Source organism: Micromonospora sp. NPDC049301 (assembly GCF_040678715.1).
GTDB lineage: Bacteria > Actinomycetota > Actinomycetes > Mycobacteriales > Micromonosporaceae > Micromonospora.
In genome coordinates this window covers 465,624-481,276 of the sequence record NZ_JBFAQO010000002.1, presented here as the reverse complement: position 1 = coordinate 481,276, position 15,653 = coordinate 465,624, and the positions used below count along the sequence as shown (strand labels likewise).

12 protein-coding genes are annotated in these 15,653 nt (G+C 70.9%); 5 read left to right on the top strand and 7 right to left on the bottom strand.

Annotated elements, in window-relative coordinates:
- Nucleotides 1-80: 80 nt before the first annotated feature.
- The 4 genes from AB0K07_RS08395 to mmsA all read right to left on the bottom strand — a co-directional run bounded on the left by AB0K07_RS08395 (nt 81) and on the right by mmsA (nt 5,450).
- Entirely contained in the window at nt 81-1,286 is a 1,206-nt protein-coding gene (locus AB0K07_RS08395; protein WP_363752787.1) for an ROK family transcriptional regulator, read from the bottom strand.
- Between the two features lie 166 nt (nt 1,287-1,452).
- Complete coding sequence (locus AB0K07_RS08390) at nt 1,453-2,556, bottom strand: sugar-binding protein (protein ID WP_363752023.1); 1,104 nt, start codon at nt 2,554-2,556, stop codon at nt 1,453-1,455.
- A 51-nt stretch (nt 2,557-2,607) separates the two neighbouring features.
- Complete coding sequence (gene mmsB, locus AB0K07_RS08385) at nt 2,608-3,906, bottom strand: multiple monosaccharide ABC transporter permease (RefSeq protein ID WP_363752020.1); 1,299 nt, start codon at nt 3,904-3,906, stop codon at nt 2,608-2,610.
- Nucleotides 3,903-5,450, bottom strand: a complete 1,548-nt coding sequence (gene mmsA, locus AB0K07_RS08380; RefSeq protein WP_363752017.1) for a multiple monosaccharide ABC transporter ATP-binding protein — start codon at nt 5,448-5,450, stop codon at nt 3,903-3,905. Before mmsA ends, mmsB begins: the two co-directional genes overlap by 4 nt.
- Before the next feature lie 583 nt (nt 5,451-6,033).
- Here mmsA and AB0K07_RS08375 point away from each other — a divergent pair.
- Nucleotides 6,034-6,456, top strand: a complete 423-nt coding sequence (locus tag AB0K07_RS08375; RefSeq protein WP_363752014.1) for an acyl-CoA thioesterase — start codon at nt 6,034-6,036, stop codon at nt 6,454-6,456.
- A gap of 18 nt (nt 6,457-6,474) precedes the next feature.
- On the opposite strand, the gene AB0K07_RS08370 is transcribed toward AB0K07_RS08375, so the two are convergent.
- Nucleotides 6,475-7,650 carry an alcohol dehydrogenase catalytic domain-containing protein gene (locus tag AB0K07_RS08370; RefSeq protein WP_363752012.1) on the bottom strand — a complete coding sequence of 392 codons (1,176 nt, stop codon included), beginning with the start codon at nt 7,648-7,650 and terminating at the stop codon, nt 6,475-6,477.
- 179 nt (nt 7,651-7,829) lie between these two features.
- On the opposite strand from AB0K07_RS08370, the gene AB0K07_RS08365 reads away from it, so the two are divergent.
- Together AB0K07_RS08365 and AB0K07_RS08360 are read left to right on the top strand one after the other, a co-directional pair.
- Nucleotides 7,830-9,503, top strand: a complete 1,674-nt coding sequence (locus tag AB0K07_RS08365) for an ATP-binding cassette domain-containing protein (RefSeq protein ID WP_363752009.1) — start codon at nt 7,830-7,832, stop codon at nt 9,501-9,503.
- A complete protein-coding gene (locus tag AB0K07_RS08360; protein ID WP_363752006.1) occupies nt 9,493-10,971 on the top strand; it encodes an aminotransferase class V-fold PLP-dependent enzyme in 1,479 nt (492 codons plus the stop codon). Before AB0K07_RS08365 ends, AB0K07_RS08360 begins: the two co-directional genes overlap by 11 nt.
- 4 nt (nt 10,972-10,975) lie before the next feature.
- Here the strand turns inward: AB0K07_RS08360 and AB0K07_RS08355 are convergent, their stop codons facing one another.
- Nucleotides 10,976-11,374: a hypothetical protein gene (locus AB0K07_RS08355; RefSeq protein ID WP_363752004.1), complete on the bottom strand. Its 399-nt coding sequence runs from the start codon at nt 11,372-11,374 to the stop codon at nt 10,976-10,978.
- Between the two features lie 305 nt (nt 11,375-11,679).
- On the opposite strand from AB0K07_RS08355, the gene AB0K07_RS08350 reads away from it, so the two are divergent.
- Nucleotides 11,680-12,942, top strand: a complete 1,263-nt coding sequence (locus AB0K07_RS08350; RefSeq protein ID WP_363752002.1) for a family 16 glycosylhydrolase — start codon at nt 11,680-11,682, stop codon at nt 12,940-12,942.
- A 78-nt stretch (nt 12,943-13,020) separates the two neighbouring features.
- Here the strand turns inward: AB0K07_RS08350 and AB0K07_RS08345 are convergent, their stop codons facing one another.
- On the bottom strand, nt 13,021-14,319 hold the full coding sequence (locus AB0K07_RS08345) for a DUF1479 domain-containing protein (RefSeq protein ID WP_363751999.1): 1,299 nt from the start codon (nt 14,317-14,319) through the stop codon (nt 13,021-13,023).
- A gap of 90 nt (nt 14,320-14,409) precedes the next feature.
- Between AB0K07_RS08345 and AB0K07_RS08340 the strand changes: the two genes are divergently transcribed.
- Nucleotides 14,410-15,567, top strand: coding sequence for an ROK family transcriptional regulator (locus AB0K07_RS08340; RefSeq protein ID WP_363751996.1), 1,158 nt, complete (start codon nt 14,410-14,412; stop codon nt 15,565-15,567).
- Nucleotides 15,568-15,653 lie beyond the last annotated feature (86 nt).

Genomic DNA, 15,653 nt, shown 5'->3' with positions numbered 1-15,653 from the left:
CGATGGCGTGCCGACCGGGCGAGCACGCCTCGCCCGGTCGGGCGCCGACACGGACAGCGCGTGGCTCACCCACGGCGGCACTACGCCGGGTCGTCGGCACCCGACTGGCCGGCGACGCCGACGTTCAGCGGGTCGGCCAGCAGCTTGTCGAAGGCCAGTTCGGCGGCGCCGACCAGGACGGCGTCACAGCCGAGTGCGGCCGGCTCCAGCCGCAGGTGCTCCCGGGAGAACGGCAGTGGCATGGCCGCCAACCGGCTGCGGACCGTGTCCGCGCCGGCGACGAAGATGTCGCGCAGCGAGCCGCCGAACACCACGGCGTCCGGGTTGACCACGTTGACCAGGTTGGCCACGCCGAAGCCGAGCCAGTCGGCGACCCGCTCGACCGCCTGCCGGGCGATCGGGTCGCCGTCCGCCGCCGCGCGCAGCACCTCGGCCACCGCCCCACGCTCCTCGGGGTTCCGGCCGGCGTGTCGCAGCAGCGCGGCGTCACCGATCTCGGTCTCCCAGCAGCCACGGGAGCCACAGCCGCAGGGCAGCCCGTTCGGGTTGACCACCATGTGACCGACCTTGCCGCTGTGGCCCCGGTGCCCGACCACCAGTCGGCCACCGACGATGAGGCCGGCGCTGACGCCGAGGTCACCATGCAGATAGATGAGATCGTCGACGCCGGCGGCCACGCCCCGGATGTGCTCGGCCAGGCCGGCGATGTCGGCCAGGTCGCCGGCCACGAAACCCGGGCCGTCGGTGAGTTCGGCCCCGAGCGCGACGCCGAGCGTCTCGTCGACGCCGGCGATCCGGATCACGCCGTCCCCGTCTCGGGTGGTGTCGGTGACCGCGACCGCGCCGCCGACCAGCAGCGCGTCGGCGGCCACGGAGCGTTCCATGTCGCGGACGAGGTCGGCCAGCGGCCGGACCGCGTCGGCTGCCGACATGCCACCGGGGCGGGCGACCTCACGCAGGTCGAGCACACGACCGCCGAGGCCCACGCGGGCGGCGCGCAGCCGGTCCCCGTCGATGCTGAGGGCGTGGGCGTAGACCCGGTCGGAGCGAGGGCTGACCACCAGCGAGGGGCGGCCGGCACGGCGGGCGGTGGTCGGCGCCTCCTCGGTCACCAGACCGCTGGCGACCAGGTCGGCCGCGAGAGCGCCGATGGTGCTGCGGTTGAGGCCGAGCCGGCTGGTCAGCTCGGCCCGGGACGTCGGCCCCTGCAGGTGCACGTAGCGCAGGACGGCGCCGAGGTTCTGCCGCCGGATCTCCTCCTGGCTGGCGCCGGGGACCGAGGGCAGCGGGGATTCCGCGTTACGGCCGACGCCGGCGGGCCTGGCCCGGACGGGTGTCGCCACGGTCAGACCTCCTTCCGGATCGGCACCGGCTGGTGCGGGGGTGCCAGGACGACGATGGGTCCCGGAAGAGGAGATCCGGGACCCATCGGCGTTGCTGCCTACCGTGTGCTTACTTGGTGAGCGGCGCGAGCTTCGGGTCGTTGGCGTACGCCTCAGCCGCGTTCGCCTTGGTGACGGCGACCGGCGGGAGCAGGTACGTGTCGACGACCTTGCTGCCGTTGTTGTAGGACTTGGTGTCGTTCACCTGCGGGGTGTTACCGGCCTGGAGGGCCTTGACCATGTTGATGGTCTCCTTGACCAGGTTCCGCGTGTCCTTGTTGATCGTCATGTACTGCTCGCCAGCGACGATCGACTTGACCGACTCGACCTCGGAGTCCTGACCGGTGACGATCGGGACCTGCTTGCCAGCACCCTTGATCGAGGTGATGATCGCGCGGGCCAGGGTGTCGTTCGGGGAGAGGACGCCGTCCAGCTCCTTGTTGCCGTAGGTCGAGGTCAGCAGCTGGTCCATGCGGGCCTGCGCACCCTCGGCCTTCCAGCCCTGGATGGCGGTCTGCTTGACGTCGGTCTGCTTCGAGGCGACGACCACGTTGCCCTTGTCGATCTCCGGCTTGAGCACGCTCATCGCGCCGTTGAAGAAGACACCGGCGTTGTTGTCGTCCGGCGAGCCGGAGAACAGCTCGATGTTGTACGGGCCGTTCGGCTTCTTGGCCTTCATGCCGTCCAGCAGGGCCTGGCCCTGGAGCTGGCCGACCTTGAAGTTGTCGAACGCGACGTAGTAGTCGAGGTCCGGCGTGTTGGTGATGAGCCGGTCGTACGCGATGACCTTCGCGCCGGCGGCGTGGGCCGCGGCGACCTGGGTCGACAGCTGCGCGGCGTCGGTCGCGCCGATGACGATGACCTTGGCACCCTTGGTCGTCATCGCGGTGATCTGGGCCTGCTGGTCGGCCACCGTGGTCGACGCGCCGGCGTACTGCACGTCAGCCTGGAAACCGGCCTCCTTGAGACCGTTGGTGAACAGGTCACCGGCGAGGACCCAGTTCTCCGAGGTCTTGGCCGGCAGGGCCACGCCGATCAGGGAGTTCGCCGCGAAGCCCTTGGCGTCTCCGCTGGAGCCACCGGACTCGCCGTCACGGCCGGAGCCGCAGCCGGCGAGGGCCAGCATGGCGGCGGCGCTGATGGCCACCACCGACGTGCCGAAGAATTTACGCATCTCGGACTTGCCTTTCTGGGAATTGAGAAGGGGTGGAGAGGTCGGTGGCCGTCAGCCGGACACCGCTGCCTTGGCGGGCTCGCGCTCCGCTTCCGGCGGTGAGGCGGGTGAGGCGGAGTCGTCGCGACGGAACGGTCGCATCAGACTTCCGATGATGGAGAAGCGCCCCTGGCTCTTGTTGTAGACGTCGATCGCGACGGCCAGCAGCAGGACCAGGCCCTTGATGATCTGGACGCGGTCGGTGCCGACGCCCATCAGTTGCAGGCCGTTGTTGAGCACGGCCATGACGAGACCACCAACGATCGACCCGCTGATGGTGCCGATGCCGCCGGAGACGGCCGCGCCACCGATGAAGACCGCGGCGATGGCGTCCAGTTCCCAGCCGTTGCCGTCCTGCGGTCCGGAGGCCGCCGAACGGGCCACGAAGATCATGCCGGCCAGCGCGGCCAGGACGGACATGTTCATCATGACGAAGAAGTTGACCCGCTTGAGCTTCACGCCGGACAGCTCGGCCGCCCGGGAGTTGCCGCCCACCGCGTAGATGTGCCGGCCACCGGCCGTGTTGCGGGTGTAGAAGGAGTACGCGATCACCAGGGCCAGCAGGATGATGCCGGAGATCGGGAAGCTGGTGCCGACACGACCGCTGGCGAAACGCAGCGCCGCGAAGGCGATCACCCCGACCATGATGGCCATCCGCAGGACCGAGATCCACATCGGCGCCGGGTCGGCGTCCATCGCCCGACGGGTCTTGCGGGCCTGGATCTCGCGCCACACCACGGCCACCGCCGCGGCCAGGCCGAGCAGCAGCGTGGCGTTGTTGTAGCCGGTGTTCGGACCGAACTCGGGCAGGAAGCCGGAGCCGATCTCCCGGAAGCCCTCCGGCACCGGGATCGTGTTGGCGTTACCGATGTACTGGTTGCCACCACGGAACAGCAGCATGCCGGCCAGGGTGACGATGAACGCCGGGACCCCGATGTACGCCACCCAGAAGCCCTGCCAGGCGCCGATGATCGCGCCGATCGCGAGGCCGAAGAGGATGGCGACGGGCCAGGGCAGCGACCAGTCGGACATCGACTTGGCCACCAGGATGCCCGCGAAGGCGGCGACGGAGCCGACCGAGAGGTCGATGTGCCCGGCCACGATCACCATGAGCATGCCGATGGCCAGGATCAGAATGTACGAGTTCTGCTGGAACAGCGCGATCAGGTTGTCCGACCGCAGGGTCAGGCCGTCGGTCAGGATCTGGAACAGGACGACGATCGCCACCAGGGTGAAGATCATCCCGAACTGGCGAGCGTTGGAGGTGGTGCCTCCGAACAGGTTCTTCTGAAGGTCCTTCAATCGGCTCATCGTGTCAGCATCTTCTTCGTAGAGGTCATCTGCTTCATGAGGTTTTCCGGGGTGGCGTCCGCCCGGGCGATCTCGCCCGTGATGGTGCCTTCGAACACGGTGTAGATGCGGTCGCAGAGCCCGATCAGCTCAGGCAGCTCCGAGGAGATGACGACGACGCCCTTCCCCTGGTCGGCGAGCCGCTGGATGATGCCGTAGATCTCGTACTTGGCACCCACGTCGATGCCGCGCGTCGGCTCGTCGAGGATCAGCAGGTCCGGGTCGGTGAACATCCACTTCGCCAGCACCACCTTCTGCTGGTTGCCGCCGGAGAGCTTGGAGACGCTCTCGTCGACCGTCGGGGCCTTGGTCCGCAACTCCTTGCGGTACGCCTCGGCCGCCTTGTACTCCTCCACCTCGTCGAGGACGCCGTGGTGCGAGATCTTGGACAGCTTGGCGGCCACCGTCGACGCCTTGATGTCGTCGAGCAGGTTGAGACCGATCGCCTTGCGGTCCTCACTGACGTACGCGAGCCCGTTGTCGATGGCGTCCGCCACCGACTTCAGCACGATCTCCTTGCCGTCCTTGATGATCGTGCCCGACTCGTACACCCCGTAGGAGCGGCCGAAGACACTCATCGCCAGTTCGGTGCGGCCGGCGCCCATCAGGCCGGCGAAGCCGACGATCTCGCCGCGGCGCACCACGAAGCTCTCGTTCTTGCAGACCTGGCGCTCGGCGGAGATCGGGTGCCGGACGTTCCAGTCGCGAACCTCGAAGAAGACCTCGCCGATCTTCGGCGTGTGCTCCGGGAACCGGCTGCTCAGCTCGCGACCGACCATGCCCCGCACGATCCGGTCCTCGTCGACGCCGTCCGCCTTGACGTCCAGCGTCTCGACCGTCCGGCCGTCGCGGAGGATGGTGATCTGGTCGGCGATCGCCTCGATCTCGTTCAGCTTGTGCGAGATCATGATCGAGGTGATGCCACGCGAGCGGAAGCCGCGCAGCAGGTCCAGCAGGTGCCGGGAGTCCGCCTCATTCAGGGCGGCCGTCGGCTCGTCCAGGATGAGCAGCTTCACGTCCTTGGCGAACGCCTTGGCGATCTCCACGAGCTGCTGCTTGCCGACACCGATGTCCTTGATCAGGGTGTCCGGGTCTTCCTCGAGACCGACCCGGGCCATCAGGTCCAGCGCCATCCGGTTCGCGGCCGTCCAGTCGATCGCGCCCCGCTTGCGCGGCTCGTTACCGAGGAAGATGTTCTCGGTGATCGACATGCCCGGGATGAGCGCGAGCTCCTGGTGGATGATCACGATACCGGCGTTCTCGCTGGCGCGGATGTCGGAGAACCGGGTCTCCGCGCCCTGGTAGATGATCTGGCCGTCGTACGTGCCATACGGGTAGACCCCGCTGAGGACCTTCATCAGCGTGGACTTGCCCGCGCCGTTCTCGCCGCAGATGGCATGGATCTCGCCGGCGCGAACCACCAGGTTGACGTCGGAGAGGGCCTTGACTCCGGGGAACTCCTTGGTGATGGAACGCATCTCAAGGAGGATGGGCACGTCGCTCATCGCTCGTACCACCTCGCCAACGTCATCGGTGCCTCCGGAAGGTTTGACCTTCACTCGGTTTTGTTGTTGACGGCAACGTATTGCGGTGGAAGGGTCATCCGCAAGGCGAGGGCCTGTTGAAAATGTAACAATCCGGCAATATAGACGTAGCACAGTGTTCGCCCGGTCCCGGCAGCCCCCGCTGCCCCATCCGCATCTCCGGCGCACTCGTCGCACGTCGATCAAGGAGGAAATGCGCCTTGATCGACACCAGCCACTGCCGGCAGGGCCCCCACCAGGCACGACGCCCGAAGATCCGCCGCAGGACAGCTCCCCGAGCGCCCAGCGCGATCGAACGATCTTGATTCGGCCGGTCCCGGGCCCCCACGGCCGGGACGACGCGGGTGGGCCGGGGGCCGCGATGTGATCCACGCCGCTCAACGCGGCCAGGAGCAGGAAGAATGGGTCGACATCGTCGTCCTGCTGTGTCCTGCCGACGATCTTGACGAAGGCGTCGGCCGCGCGGCCATCCGAGGGACTCGCCGTCGTGAATGTGGCCCATCGCACGCCCTCCTGGTCGGTGGCGTCCCACTACCCTCGGCACATGGCAGATCCCTTCCAGGTACGCATCACCGTCCGCGGCTACGAGCTGGACACCCAGGGCCACCTGAACCAGGCCGTCTACCTCCAGTACGCCGAGCACGCCCGGTGGGAGTGCCTGCGCGCCGCCGGCATCCCGCAGGACCGGCTGCTCGCCGCGGGCGTCGGACCGGTCGCCATGGAGGTGACCGTGACGTACCTGCGGGAGCTGCGCGGCGGCGACGAGGTCGATGTCACCTGCCAGTTCCGCTGGGGCGAGGGTCGGGCGTTCCACATCGACCAGGACTACACCCGCGCGGACGGGACCCCGGTGGCGCGGCTGACCGGGGTGGGCGGGCTGCTGGATCTGTCGGCCCGGCGGCTGGTGCCCGACCCGGGTGGACGGTTGCGGGAGCTGGCGACCGACCCGGTGCCACTCAACCTCTGAGGGCCGGCCGACCGGCGCTCACGGGCGCAGCACCGCCTTGATCACCCCGTTCTCCCGGCGGTCGAAGCTGCGGTACAGCTCGGGGGCGTCGGCGAGGGCGCCGTGGTGGGTGACGATCACGCTGGGCCGGGCCCGGCCGGAGACGACCAGGTCGCGCAGCAGCACCGTGTAGCGGCGGTCGTGGGTACGGCCGAAGCGGACCGAGACGCCCTTGCTGAACAGCGTCCCCCAGGGTGCGACCAGGTCCTCGTGGGCGTTCGCACCGGGGCCGGGATGCAGGTCCTTGTCCGGGTACACCCCGGCGACGGCGATGGCGCCGGCGGCGTTGACCAGCCGGGCAGCGTCGGCGATGACCTGGTCGGGACGCTCCTGGTCGGGGCGTACGCGGTCGCGGGCCTGGAACCCGACCGCGTCGATGACCTTGTCGATCCCACCCAGCTTCTCCTCGCCCAGCGGCAGCCCCGCCCGAGCGCGGTCCGCGCGGATCAGCTCGACCGGGTCTCCCCGGCGGAAGTCGACCGGCACCGCGCCGATCTCACCGGCCTTGTCGAGCCGGGCGTCCACCCCGTCCACGCAGTACACGACCCGGGCCCCCCGGATCAACGCCGAGTAGGCGCTGAGCAGGCCGATGGCGCCGGCGCCGAACACGGCCACCGTGTCGCCGGCCTGGACCCCGGCGAGGGTCGCGGCGGCGTGCCAGCCGGTGACGAACGCGTCGGCGAGCAGCACGAAGTCGTCCTCGTACCCGTCGCCCGGCTCCCCCGGCAGGGGTACGCAGTTCGCGTCGGCCCACGGCACCCGCAGCAGGTCGGCCTGGGCGCCCCGGTACGGGCCCATCCCGGCGTAGCCGTACGCGGCACCCGGCGCCTCGGCCCGGGCACGCAGGCACGCCGCCGAGAGCCCACGGGCGCACATCACGCAGGTCCCGCAGAACAGGTGGGTGGGGATCACCACCCGGGTGCCCGGGCGGACCGTCTGCACGGCGCCGCCCACCTGCTCGATCACGCCCAGCGGCTCGTGACCGAGCACCAGGCCGGGGTCGGCGCCGGTGCGCCCGTCGTACATGTGCAGGTCGGTGCCGCACAGGGCGGTGGAGGTGATCCGCACGAGCGCGTCGGTCTCCGCCTCCAGCGTCGCGTCCGGCACCTCCCGCACCGCGACGGTGCGGACGTCCGCGTAGACGACGGCCCTCATCCCGACTCCCCCACTCCGGCGGCGGACGACGTTCTTCCCGCAGCCGCGGCGTTCATGCCACCGAACAGGTGGCACGAACGCCGCGCCGGTCGAGACCGGGAAGTCGGCGGCCGGACGTAGCATCGGCGATGCACGATATTCAGGCGGACCACTCCCCCACCGGATCGGGCACACCGCACATGACGACCGAGCAGACGACCTCTCCCCCGCGTACCGGCGTCGGCATCACGGGCAGCGGCCTGGGTCAGCGCGTCCGGGACGGGCGAGCGATCCTGGACGACATCTCGTTGGCCGTCCGGCCGGGCGAGGTGGTGGCCATCATCGGCGCCAGCGGCGCCGGCAAGACCACCCTGCTGGAGACGCTCGCCCGGATACGGCCACCGGCCACGGGCACGGTGTCTTACGACGGCGAGGGCCCGATCGGCTACGTCCCGCAGGACGACATCATCCACCGCGAGCTGCCCCTGCAACGCACGCTGCGGTACGCGGCCCGACTGCGCCTGCCACCCGACGCCGGCCCGGCCGAGGTGACCGGCCGGGTCGCCGAGGTGCTCGCCGCGCTGCGGCTGACCGAACGGGCCGCCGTCGCGGTGGGCCGGCTCAGCGGCGGGGAGCGCAAACGCGCCAGCATCGCCGTCGAGCTGCTCACCCGGCCGGGCGTGTTCTTCCTGGACGAGCCCACCTCCGGGCTGGATCCGGCGATCGCCGTCGACCTGCTCCGGGTGCTGCGTACGCTCGCCGACGCCGGCACCACGGTGGTGCTCACCACCCACCAGATCACCGACGTGGACCACTGCGACCGGGTCGTCGTGCTGACCCGTCAGGGCCGGTTGGCGTTCGCCGGCACGCCGGCGGACGCCCGGGGGTTCTTCGGCCTGGCGTCCCTCGCCGAGGTGCACCTGCGGCTCGACGAGGAGACGGACCCGGCCGCGTGGCCCGACCGCTTCGCCGCGCACCGCGACACCGACCCGCCGACCCGCTCGGGCCGTCCGGGCGCCTCACCCCCGGGGCAGCGGCAGGTCGGCCGGCTGCGCCAGTTGGCCGTCCTCGCCGCACGCAACGCCGAGATCGTCGCCCGCAACCGGCTCACCCTGGCGATCCTGCTCGGCTCGCCGCTGATGGTGCTCGGCATGTTCGCGTTGCTGTTCCGCCCCGGGGCGTTCGACCCGGCGCACCCGAGCCCGACCGTGACCGTGATGATCCTGTTCTGGATCGCGTTCGGGGGCTTCTTCTTCGGGCTGACCTACGGCCTGCTCCAGATCTGCACCGAGCTGCCGATCCTGCGCCGGGAGCGGCTGGCGGGTGTCCGCCTGGTGCCGTACCTGGTGGCGAAGGTGGCCGTGCTGCTGCCACTGCTGGCCCTGGTGGACCTCGCCCTGCTCGGTGTGCTGCGCGGCATCGACCGGCTGCCACCGGTCGACGGCGCAGACTTCGCCGCCCTGTACACGACGCTGCTGCTGTCCTCGGCCGCCGCGCTCACCCTCGGCCTGCTGTGCTCCGCGGCCGTGTCGGACGCCGCCCAGGCGACGCTCATGCTGCCGATGCTCTGCTTCCCGCAGGTGCTGTTCGTCGGCGCGATCCTGCCCGTGCCGGCCATGGCGGTTGGCGGTCAGTGGCTCAGCTACGCGATGTCGAACCGGTGGGCGTTCGAGGGCCTGGGCCACACGGCCGGGGTGGAGCGGCTCTGGCGGGACGGCGCCTCCCCGCTCGGTCCGCCCCTGCTGGCGACGTACGGCGACAGCTTCTCCCGGCCGGTGTGGGTGAACTGGCTGGTGCTCGGCGGCTTCGTGGTGCTCTTCCTGGGCGCCACCTGGGTGGTGCTGGTCCGGCGGGAGCCCCACCGTGCCTCCTGAGCCGACATCCCCCGCCTCCGCCGGCACCACGCCAGCCACCCTGGCGGGGTACGCCGGCACGGCCCGGCTCGACGAACTGCGCGCCACCGAGTATCAGCATCTCGACCGGCACGGCCACGTCTACCTCGACTACGCCGGGGCCGGGGTGGCCGCACAGGCCCAGGTGCGAGCCCACCACGACCGGCTGCTCGCGGGCCTCTACAGCAATCCGCACTCGGAGAACCCCACCTCCGAGGCGGCCGGGTCGCTGGTGGAGTCGGCCCGGCAGGCGGTGCTCGACTTCTTCCGCGCCGACCCGGCGGAGTACGCGGTCGTCTTCACCCCGAACGCCAGCGGCGCCTGCCGACTGGTCGGCGAGGCGTACGACTTCGGCCGGGCCGCACCGTTCGTGCTGACCTGGGACAACCACAACTCGGTCAACGGCATCCGCGAGTACGCCCGGGCGGCCGGCGCGCCGGTGCGCTACGTACCGCTGACCGGCCCGGAGCTGCGGGTCGCCGAGGCGGACCTGGTCGACGTGCTGGACGGCAGCCGTGGCGGGCTGGCCGCGCGGTGGGGTCGGCCCGGCGCTCGGGGCTTGTTCGCGTACCCGGCGCAGAGCAACTTCTCCGGGGTGCAGCACCCGCTGAGCTGGGTGGAGCTGGCCCACCGGCACGGGTACGACGTGCTGCTCGACGCCGCCGCGTACGCCCCGACGAACCGGCTGGATCTTAGCGCCGTCCGGCCCGACTTCGTCTGCCTGAGCTGGTACAAGCTCTTCGGCTACCCCACCGGGGTCGGTGCGCTGCTGGCCCGCCGCGACGCGCTGGCCCGGCTGCGCCGGCCGTGGTTCGCCGGCGGCACGATCCGGGCGGTCAGCGTGCAGGGTGACTGGCACCGGTCGATGGACGACGAGTCGGCGTTCGAGGACGGCACGCTCAACTTCCTGAGCATCCCGGACGTGGAGTTCGGGCTGCGCTGGCTCGACTCGGTCGGCGTGGACCTCGTGCACACCCGGGTCGGCCTGCTCACCGAGTGGCTACTGCACCGGCTGACCACGCTGCGGCACCGCACCGGGCGGCCACTGGTCCAGGTGTACGGGCCGGCGACGGGCGAGGGCCGGGGCGGCACGGTGACGTTCAACCTCCGCCACCCGGACGGCTCCCTGGTCGACGAGCGGCTCGTCGCGCAGGAGTCCGCGGCGGCCGGTTTCTCCCTGCGTACCGGCTGCTTCTGCAACCCGGGCGCGGGTGAGGGCGCGTTCGGGATCAGCCGAGGTTCGCTGCGCCGGCGGCTGCTCGCGCGGATCGACACGATCGACCAGTACCTCGGGGCGCTGCGGCTGCCGACCGGTGGCGCGGTCCGCGTCTCCTTCGGTCTGGCCTCCAACGCGAACGACGCGGAACGCTTCCTCACCTTCGTCGAGGCGACCTACCTGGACCGCGAGGCCACCACCGGGTCGGCGTTGCCGCCCCGGCTGCGCTGCTGACGCGCTAGCTGACCTGGGCCACGGGCGCGGGGCGGCGCTTCATCTCCTCCATGAACGGGAACCGGGCGGTGAGCTCGGCGAGCGTCAGCCCGGCCCGCCAGGCCGCGGCCAGCTGGGCCACCTGGACGAGGTCCATGGCGTCGCCTCGTGCGTGAACCTCGTCGGCAACCCGAAGGTCCACCATGAAGTACCGGGCCTGAGAACCCAGCCCGACGCAGACCACGCCCTGGTCGGAGTGCAGCTCGGCGCAGGTGAACCGCGCACGCCCCTGCTCGGGGGCGGTGACCCGGCCGAGATCGAGCTGGTGGCGCGCAGCGATCTCGATGAGCGCGGGGGCCAGACCACCCGGCTCGACCAGGTCCGGGTAGAGGCGCACACCCAGCGCCGTCGACACGTCGCTCATGACTGACTCCCACTTCCTCGTGACAGAGACCAGCAGCGCGCAGGTTACGGGGATGTTTCCGGCGAGCCTCGTCATCCTGTCCCCCATGGACGCCCCACGGCAATAGGAAGGATCGATTCGACCCCTATCGGAGGAATGTGCTGACGGACCCGTAGCGGCCACCCGACGGCATCAGGTGGTAACGGACTGTCGTCGCATTGGAAACACTCTTGACAAAACGGCTACGACATCGACATGCTTCGTTGTAGAGAGCGCTCTCATGCCTCCGGTGCACAGCTCCGCCACCCCCTCGCTGAGGAGCCCCCGTGTTCAAAGCCCGTCCCGCCCCCCGTTTCCGACCCCTCGTCCTCGCCGCGGTCGCTCTCATCGCCACCGCGGCGTCGCTCGTCCTCCCGGCGCACCCCGACCGGGCCGAGGCCGCCATCGGCCCGATCACCTGGCAGGACGAGTTCAACGCTCCGGCCGGCGCAGCCGTGGACCAGAACAAATGGCGCTTCGACATCGGCGGCAGTGGCTGGGGCAACAACGAGCGGCAGTACTACACCAACAGCACCAGCAACGCCGTCCACGACGGGCAGGGCAACCTGGTGATCACCGCCCGTCGGGACAATCCCGCCAACTACCAGTGCCACTACGGGCGCTGCGAGTACACCTCGGCGCGGCTGCTCACCGCGGCCACCTTCACCCAGACGTACGGCCGGTTCGAGGCCCGCATCAAGATCCCGCGCGGTCAGGGCATCTGGCCGGCGTTCTGGATGCTCGGCACGGGCAGCGGCGGGTGGCCCAACGTCGGCGAGATCGACATCATGGAGAACATCGGCCGGGAGCCCAACACCGTCTACGGCACCGTGCACGGGCCCGGCTACTCCGGCGGCGGAGGCATCACCGGCAGCCGCACGCTCGGCGGGCCGCTCGCCGACGGTTTCCACACCTACCGGGTGGACTGGGAGCCGAACGTGATCACCTGGTACCTGGACGGCGTGCAGTACCACCGGGTCGACCCCGCCCGGCTGGGCGGCAACCGGTGGGTGTTCGACCACCCGTTCTTCATGATCCTCAACGTGGCGGTCGGCGGTAACTGGCCCGGCTACCCGGACGGTTCCACGCAGTTCCCGCAGCAGATGCTCGTCGACTACGTCCGGGTGTCCGGCTACACCTCCGGCGGTGGCGGCGACCCGGCCCCCGGCACCAGCCGGATCAGGGGTGCGCAGAGCGGACGCTGCATCGACATCCCCAACGCCGACCCGGTCGAGGGCGCCAAGCTGCAGATCTGGGACTGCAACACCACCGCGGCGCAGGCCTGGACGTTCGCCTCTGACGGGACCGTCCGCGCGATGGGCAAGTGCATGGACCCCGCCTGGGCCGGCACCGCCAACGGCACCGAGGTCAATCTGGTCTCCTGCAACGGCAATCCCGCCCAACGCTTCACGCTCAACGCCGCCGGCGACCTGGTCAACCTCAGCGCCAACCGGTGCGTGGACGTGCGGGACGCCAACCCCAACAACGGCGGCAAGCTGCACCTGTGGGACTGCATCGGCGCCGCGAACCAGAAGTGGTCCCGCGTCTGAGGACGCGCGCAACCCGTACCACCAGCGCCTGGGCCGCCCGAGCAGCACACTCGGGCGGCCCGCTGGCGTGTGCGGCGGTCAGCCGAGGCCGAGCCCGCGCCGCCCGACGGGGTTGAGACCGTCCGGCTGGAAGCGGTTGGGCCAGGCACGCTCGTAGTGCTCCGCCGGGAAGTCGGTCGGGCTGGACCCGGTCTCGAACGCCTCCCGGACGGCGACCGCGTACCGCTCGTTGCGGGGGCACCACGGGGCCGCGGGGATGTACATGACGTTGCCCCACCCCTGTTGACCCCGCACGGGAGCCACGCTGTGGATCATGTCGCAGTGCCACCAGACGGAGTCGCCCGCCCGGACGTCGGGGATGCCGGCGAGGGCCCGCATGAGCAGCGGGTGCCACCTCTCGTTGGCGGGGAAGACCTGGTTGACCGTGACGCCGCACATGTCGTCGGCGGGCACGTCGGCCAGCAGCGGCCGGAGCATCAGGTAGGCCATCGCCTCGGGGATCGGGACGGTGTGCAGCACCCCCTGGTCGTGGTCCATGTCGGAGAGCGCGGTCCAGCCCTGGAAGGTGCGGAAGGCCGAGCACATGGTGGTGCCGGGATACTGGGGGCCGGCGGTGCGGTGGGCGGCGTCCCAGGGGTCGTACTGCTCGACCGTGCCGCTGAAGAGGTGGCGGAAGGTCTTCTGGTACGCCTCGGTCATCCACAGGTCGAGGGTGCCGGGGTCGAGGTGGGTGCCCAGGCCGCCCGAGTCGGCGCCCGGCGGCCGGCGGCGGATCCGGTCCGGGTAGAGCGAGTCGCGGTTGGGGTCGAACCACCGCACGCCCTCGGACTCGTGCTTCCACTGGCTGTTGAGGAACGCCTGCACCCGGGCCATCCGGTCGCTCTGGCGGGCCTGCATCTGGGCCGGCGACCAGTAGATCGGGTAGATCTCGGGCTTCGACCCCACACTGCCGAAGAAGTCGTCGCCAGGGCCTCGGTACGCGTCGAAGAAGCCGTTGCCGTCCACGTAGTCGACGATGTCGCGGTCCCAGTCGAGGGCCTGCTGGCGGTCGAAGTGTCCGCGTACGACGAGGCAGCCCCGCTGGCGCAGCTTCTGCACCGCCTCGGCTGACACCGTGCCGGCCTCGATGTCCGCGTACTCGATGACCGGCCAGATCGTCTCGCCGCGGTCCCTGTCGGCGGCGATCTCGTCGACCTTCGCCCGGACCCGCTGCTCGACGACCGCGAACACCTCCTCGACCGTACGGCCGGAGGCCTCGATCCGGGCTCGCAGCGCGGCCTTGATCTGGCGGATGGCGGCGGGAAGGTCGTCCGGGGGCTGCTCCCAGTGCGGCAGCGGCGGGAGCGAAGTGACGGCCAGGGAGGGGTGGGCGTTCACGGCGCGACTCCTTCTAGTTAGGGCTCCTTCTTGGAAAAGACTGTAGGGCCGGTCGTCCTTCTAGGCAAGACTCCTGCCTAGAATCGGGGGGTGACCACCACCAAGCCCTCGCTGGAGCTGCTCCGCTCGCTGACCGACGAGCACGTGCTGCGGGAGCTGATGCGGGCGCGGCGGCTGACCCGGGCGGACCTGGCGGCCCGCAGCGGCCTGTCCAAGCCCACCGTGGGCGAGAGCGTGCGCCGGCTGACCGAGGCCGGCCTGGTCGTGGACACCGGGGAACGGACACCCGGCGGGCGCGGGCGCGGCCGGGTCGGCTCGTACTACGCGCTCGCGGACACCGCCGGCACCGCCCTGGCCGTCAGCATCGCGCCCGACGGGGTGGTGGTCGAGCGGGTGGACGCCCACGGCGACGTCCTCGGGCGGACCCGGCACGACATCAGCCGGCCGGCACGGGCCGAGCAGGTGGCGGCCGCCCTGCGCACCGCCGCCGCACAGGCACGGGAGAGCGTCGGAGGGCCGATCCGACTGGCGGTCGTCAGCGCGGCCGACCCGGTGGAACGCGCCAGCGGTCGACTGGTCCGACTGCCCGACGCGCCGTTCCTGCTCGGTGAACTCGACCCGGTCGACGTGCTGGCGCCACAGGTCGACGGCCCGGTCATCGTCGACAACGACGTCAACTGGGCGGCACAGGCCGAACGGAACACCGATCCGACCGGCCTGGGCGACTTCGCCTACGTCTTCCTTGGCGAGGGACTGGGCTGCGCGGTCGTGAGCGACGGCGAGGTACGCCGCGGCCACTCCGGGCTCGCCGGCGAGATCGCCCACCTGGTGACCATCGGCCCGCACGGCCAGGCGACACGGTTCATCGACGTGTTCGCCGACCTCGACCTGCGCCGCGCCGGCACGACGGCCATCGACGTCGAACGCGTCCGTCAGCTCACCGTGGCCACACGTGCCGCCCTGGGGCGCGCCGTCAGCGGCGTGCTCGCCGCCATCGTCGCGCTCGCCGATCCGCGGCTGGTCATCGTCGGCGGCCCCTGGGGCAGCCAACCGGCGGTGCTCGACGCCATCACCACCGCGTTCTCCCAGCTGCCCCGGCACGTCGAGGTACGCCCGGCACTGCTGACGGAGGAGCCGTCGCTGACCGGCGCCCGCGCGGAAGCCCTCGACCGCCTCCGCTCGGCGATCGTCGCCCTCCCCCAGCGCACGGCGTCCCCCGCGGTCCGCGCCACGGCCACCGACTCCTGATCGGCCGACGCACAACCGGCGGGACGCGGGATTTGGCCGATGGCGCGAGGGCCACCAGGATGCCGGCTATGTTCGGATTTGCCCAA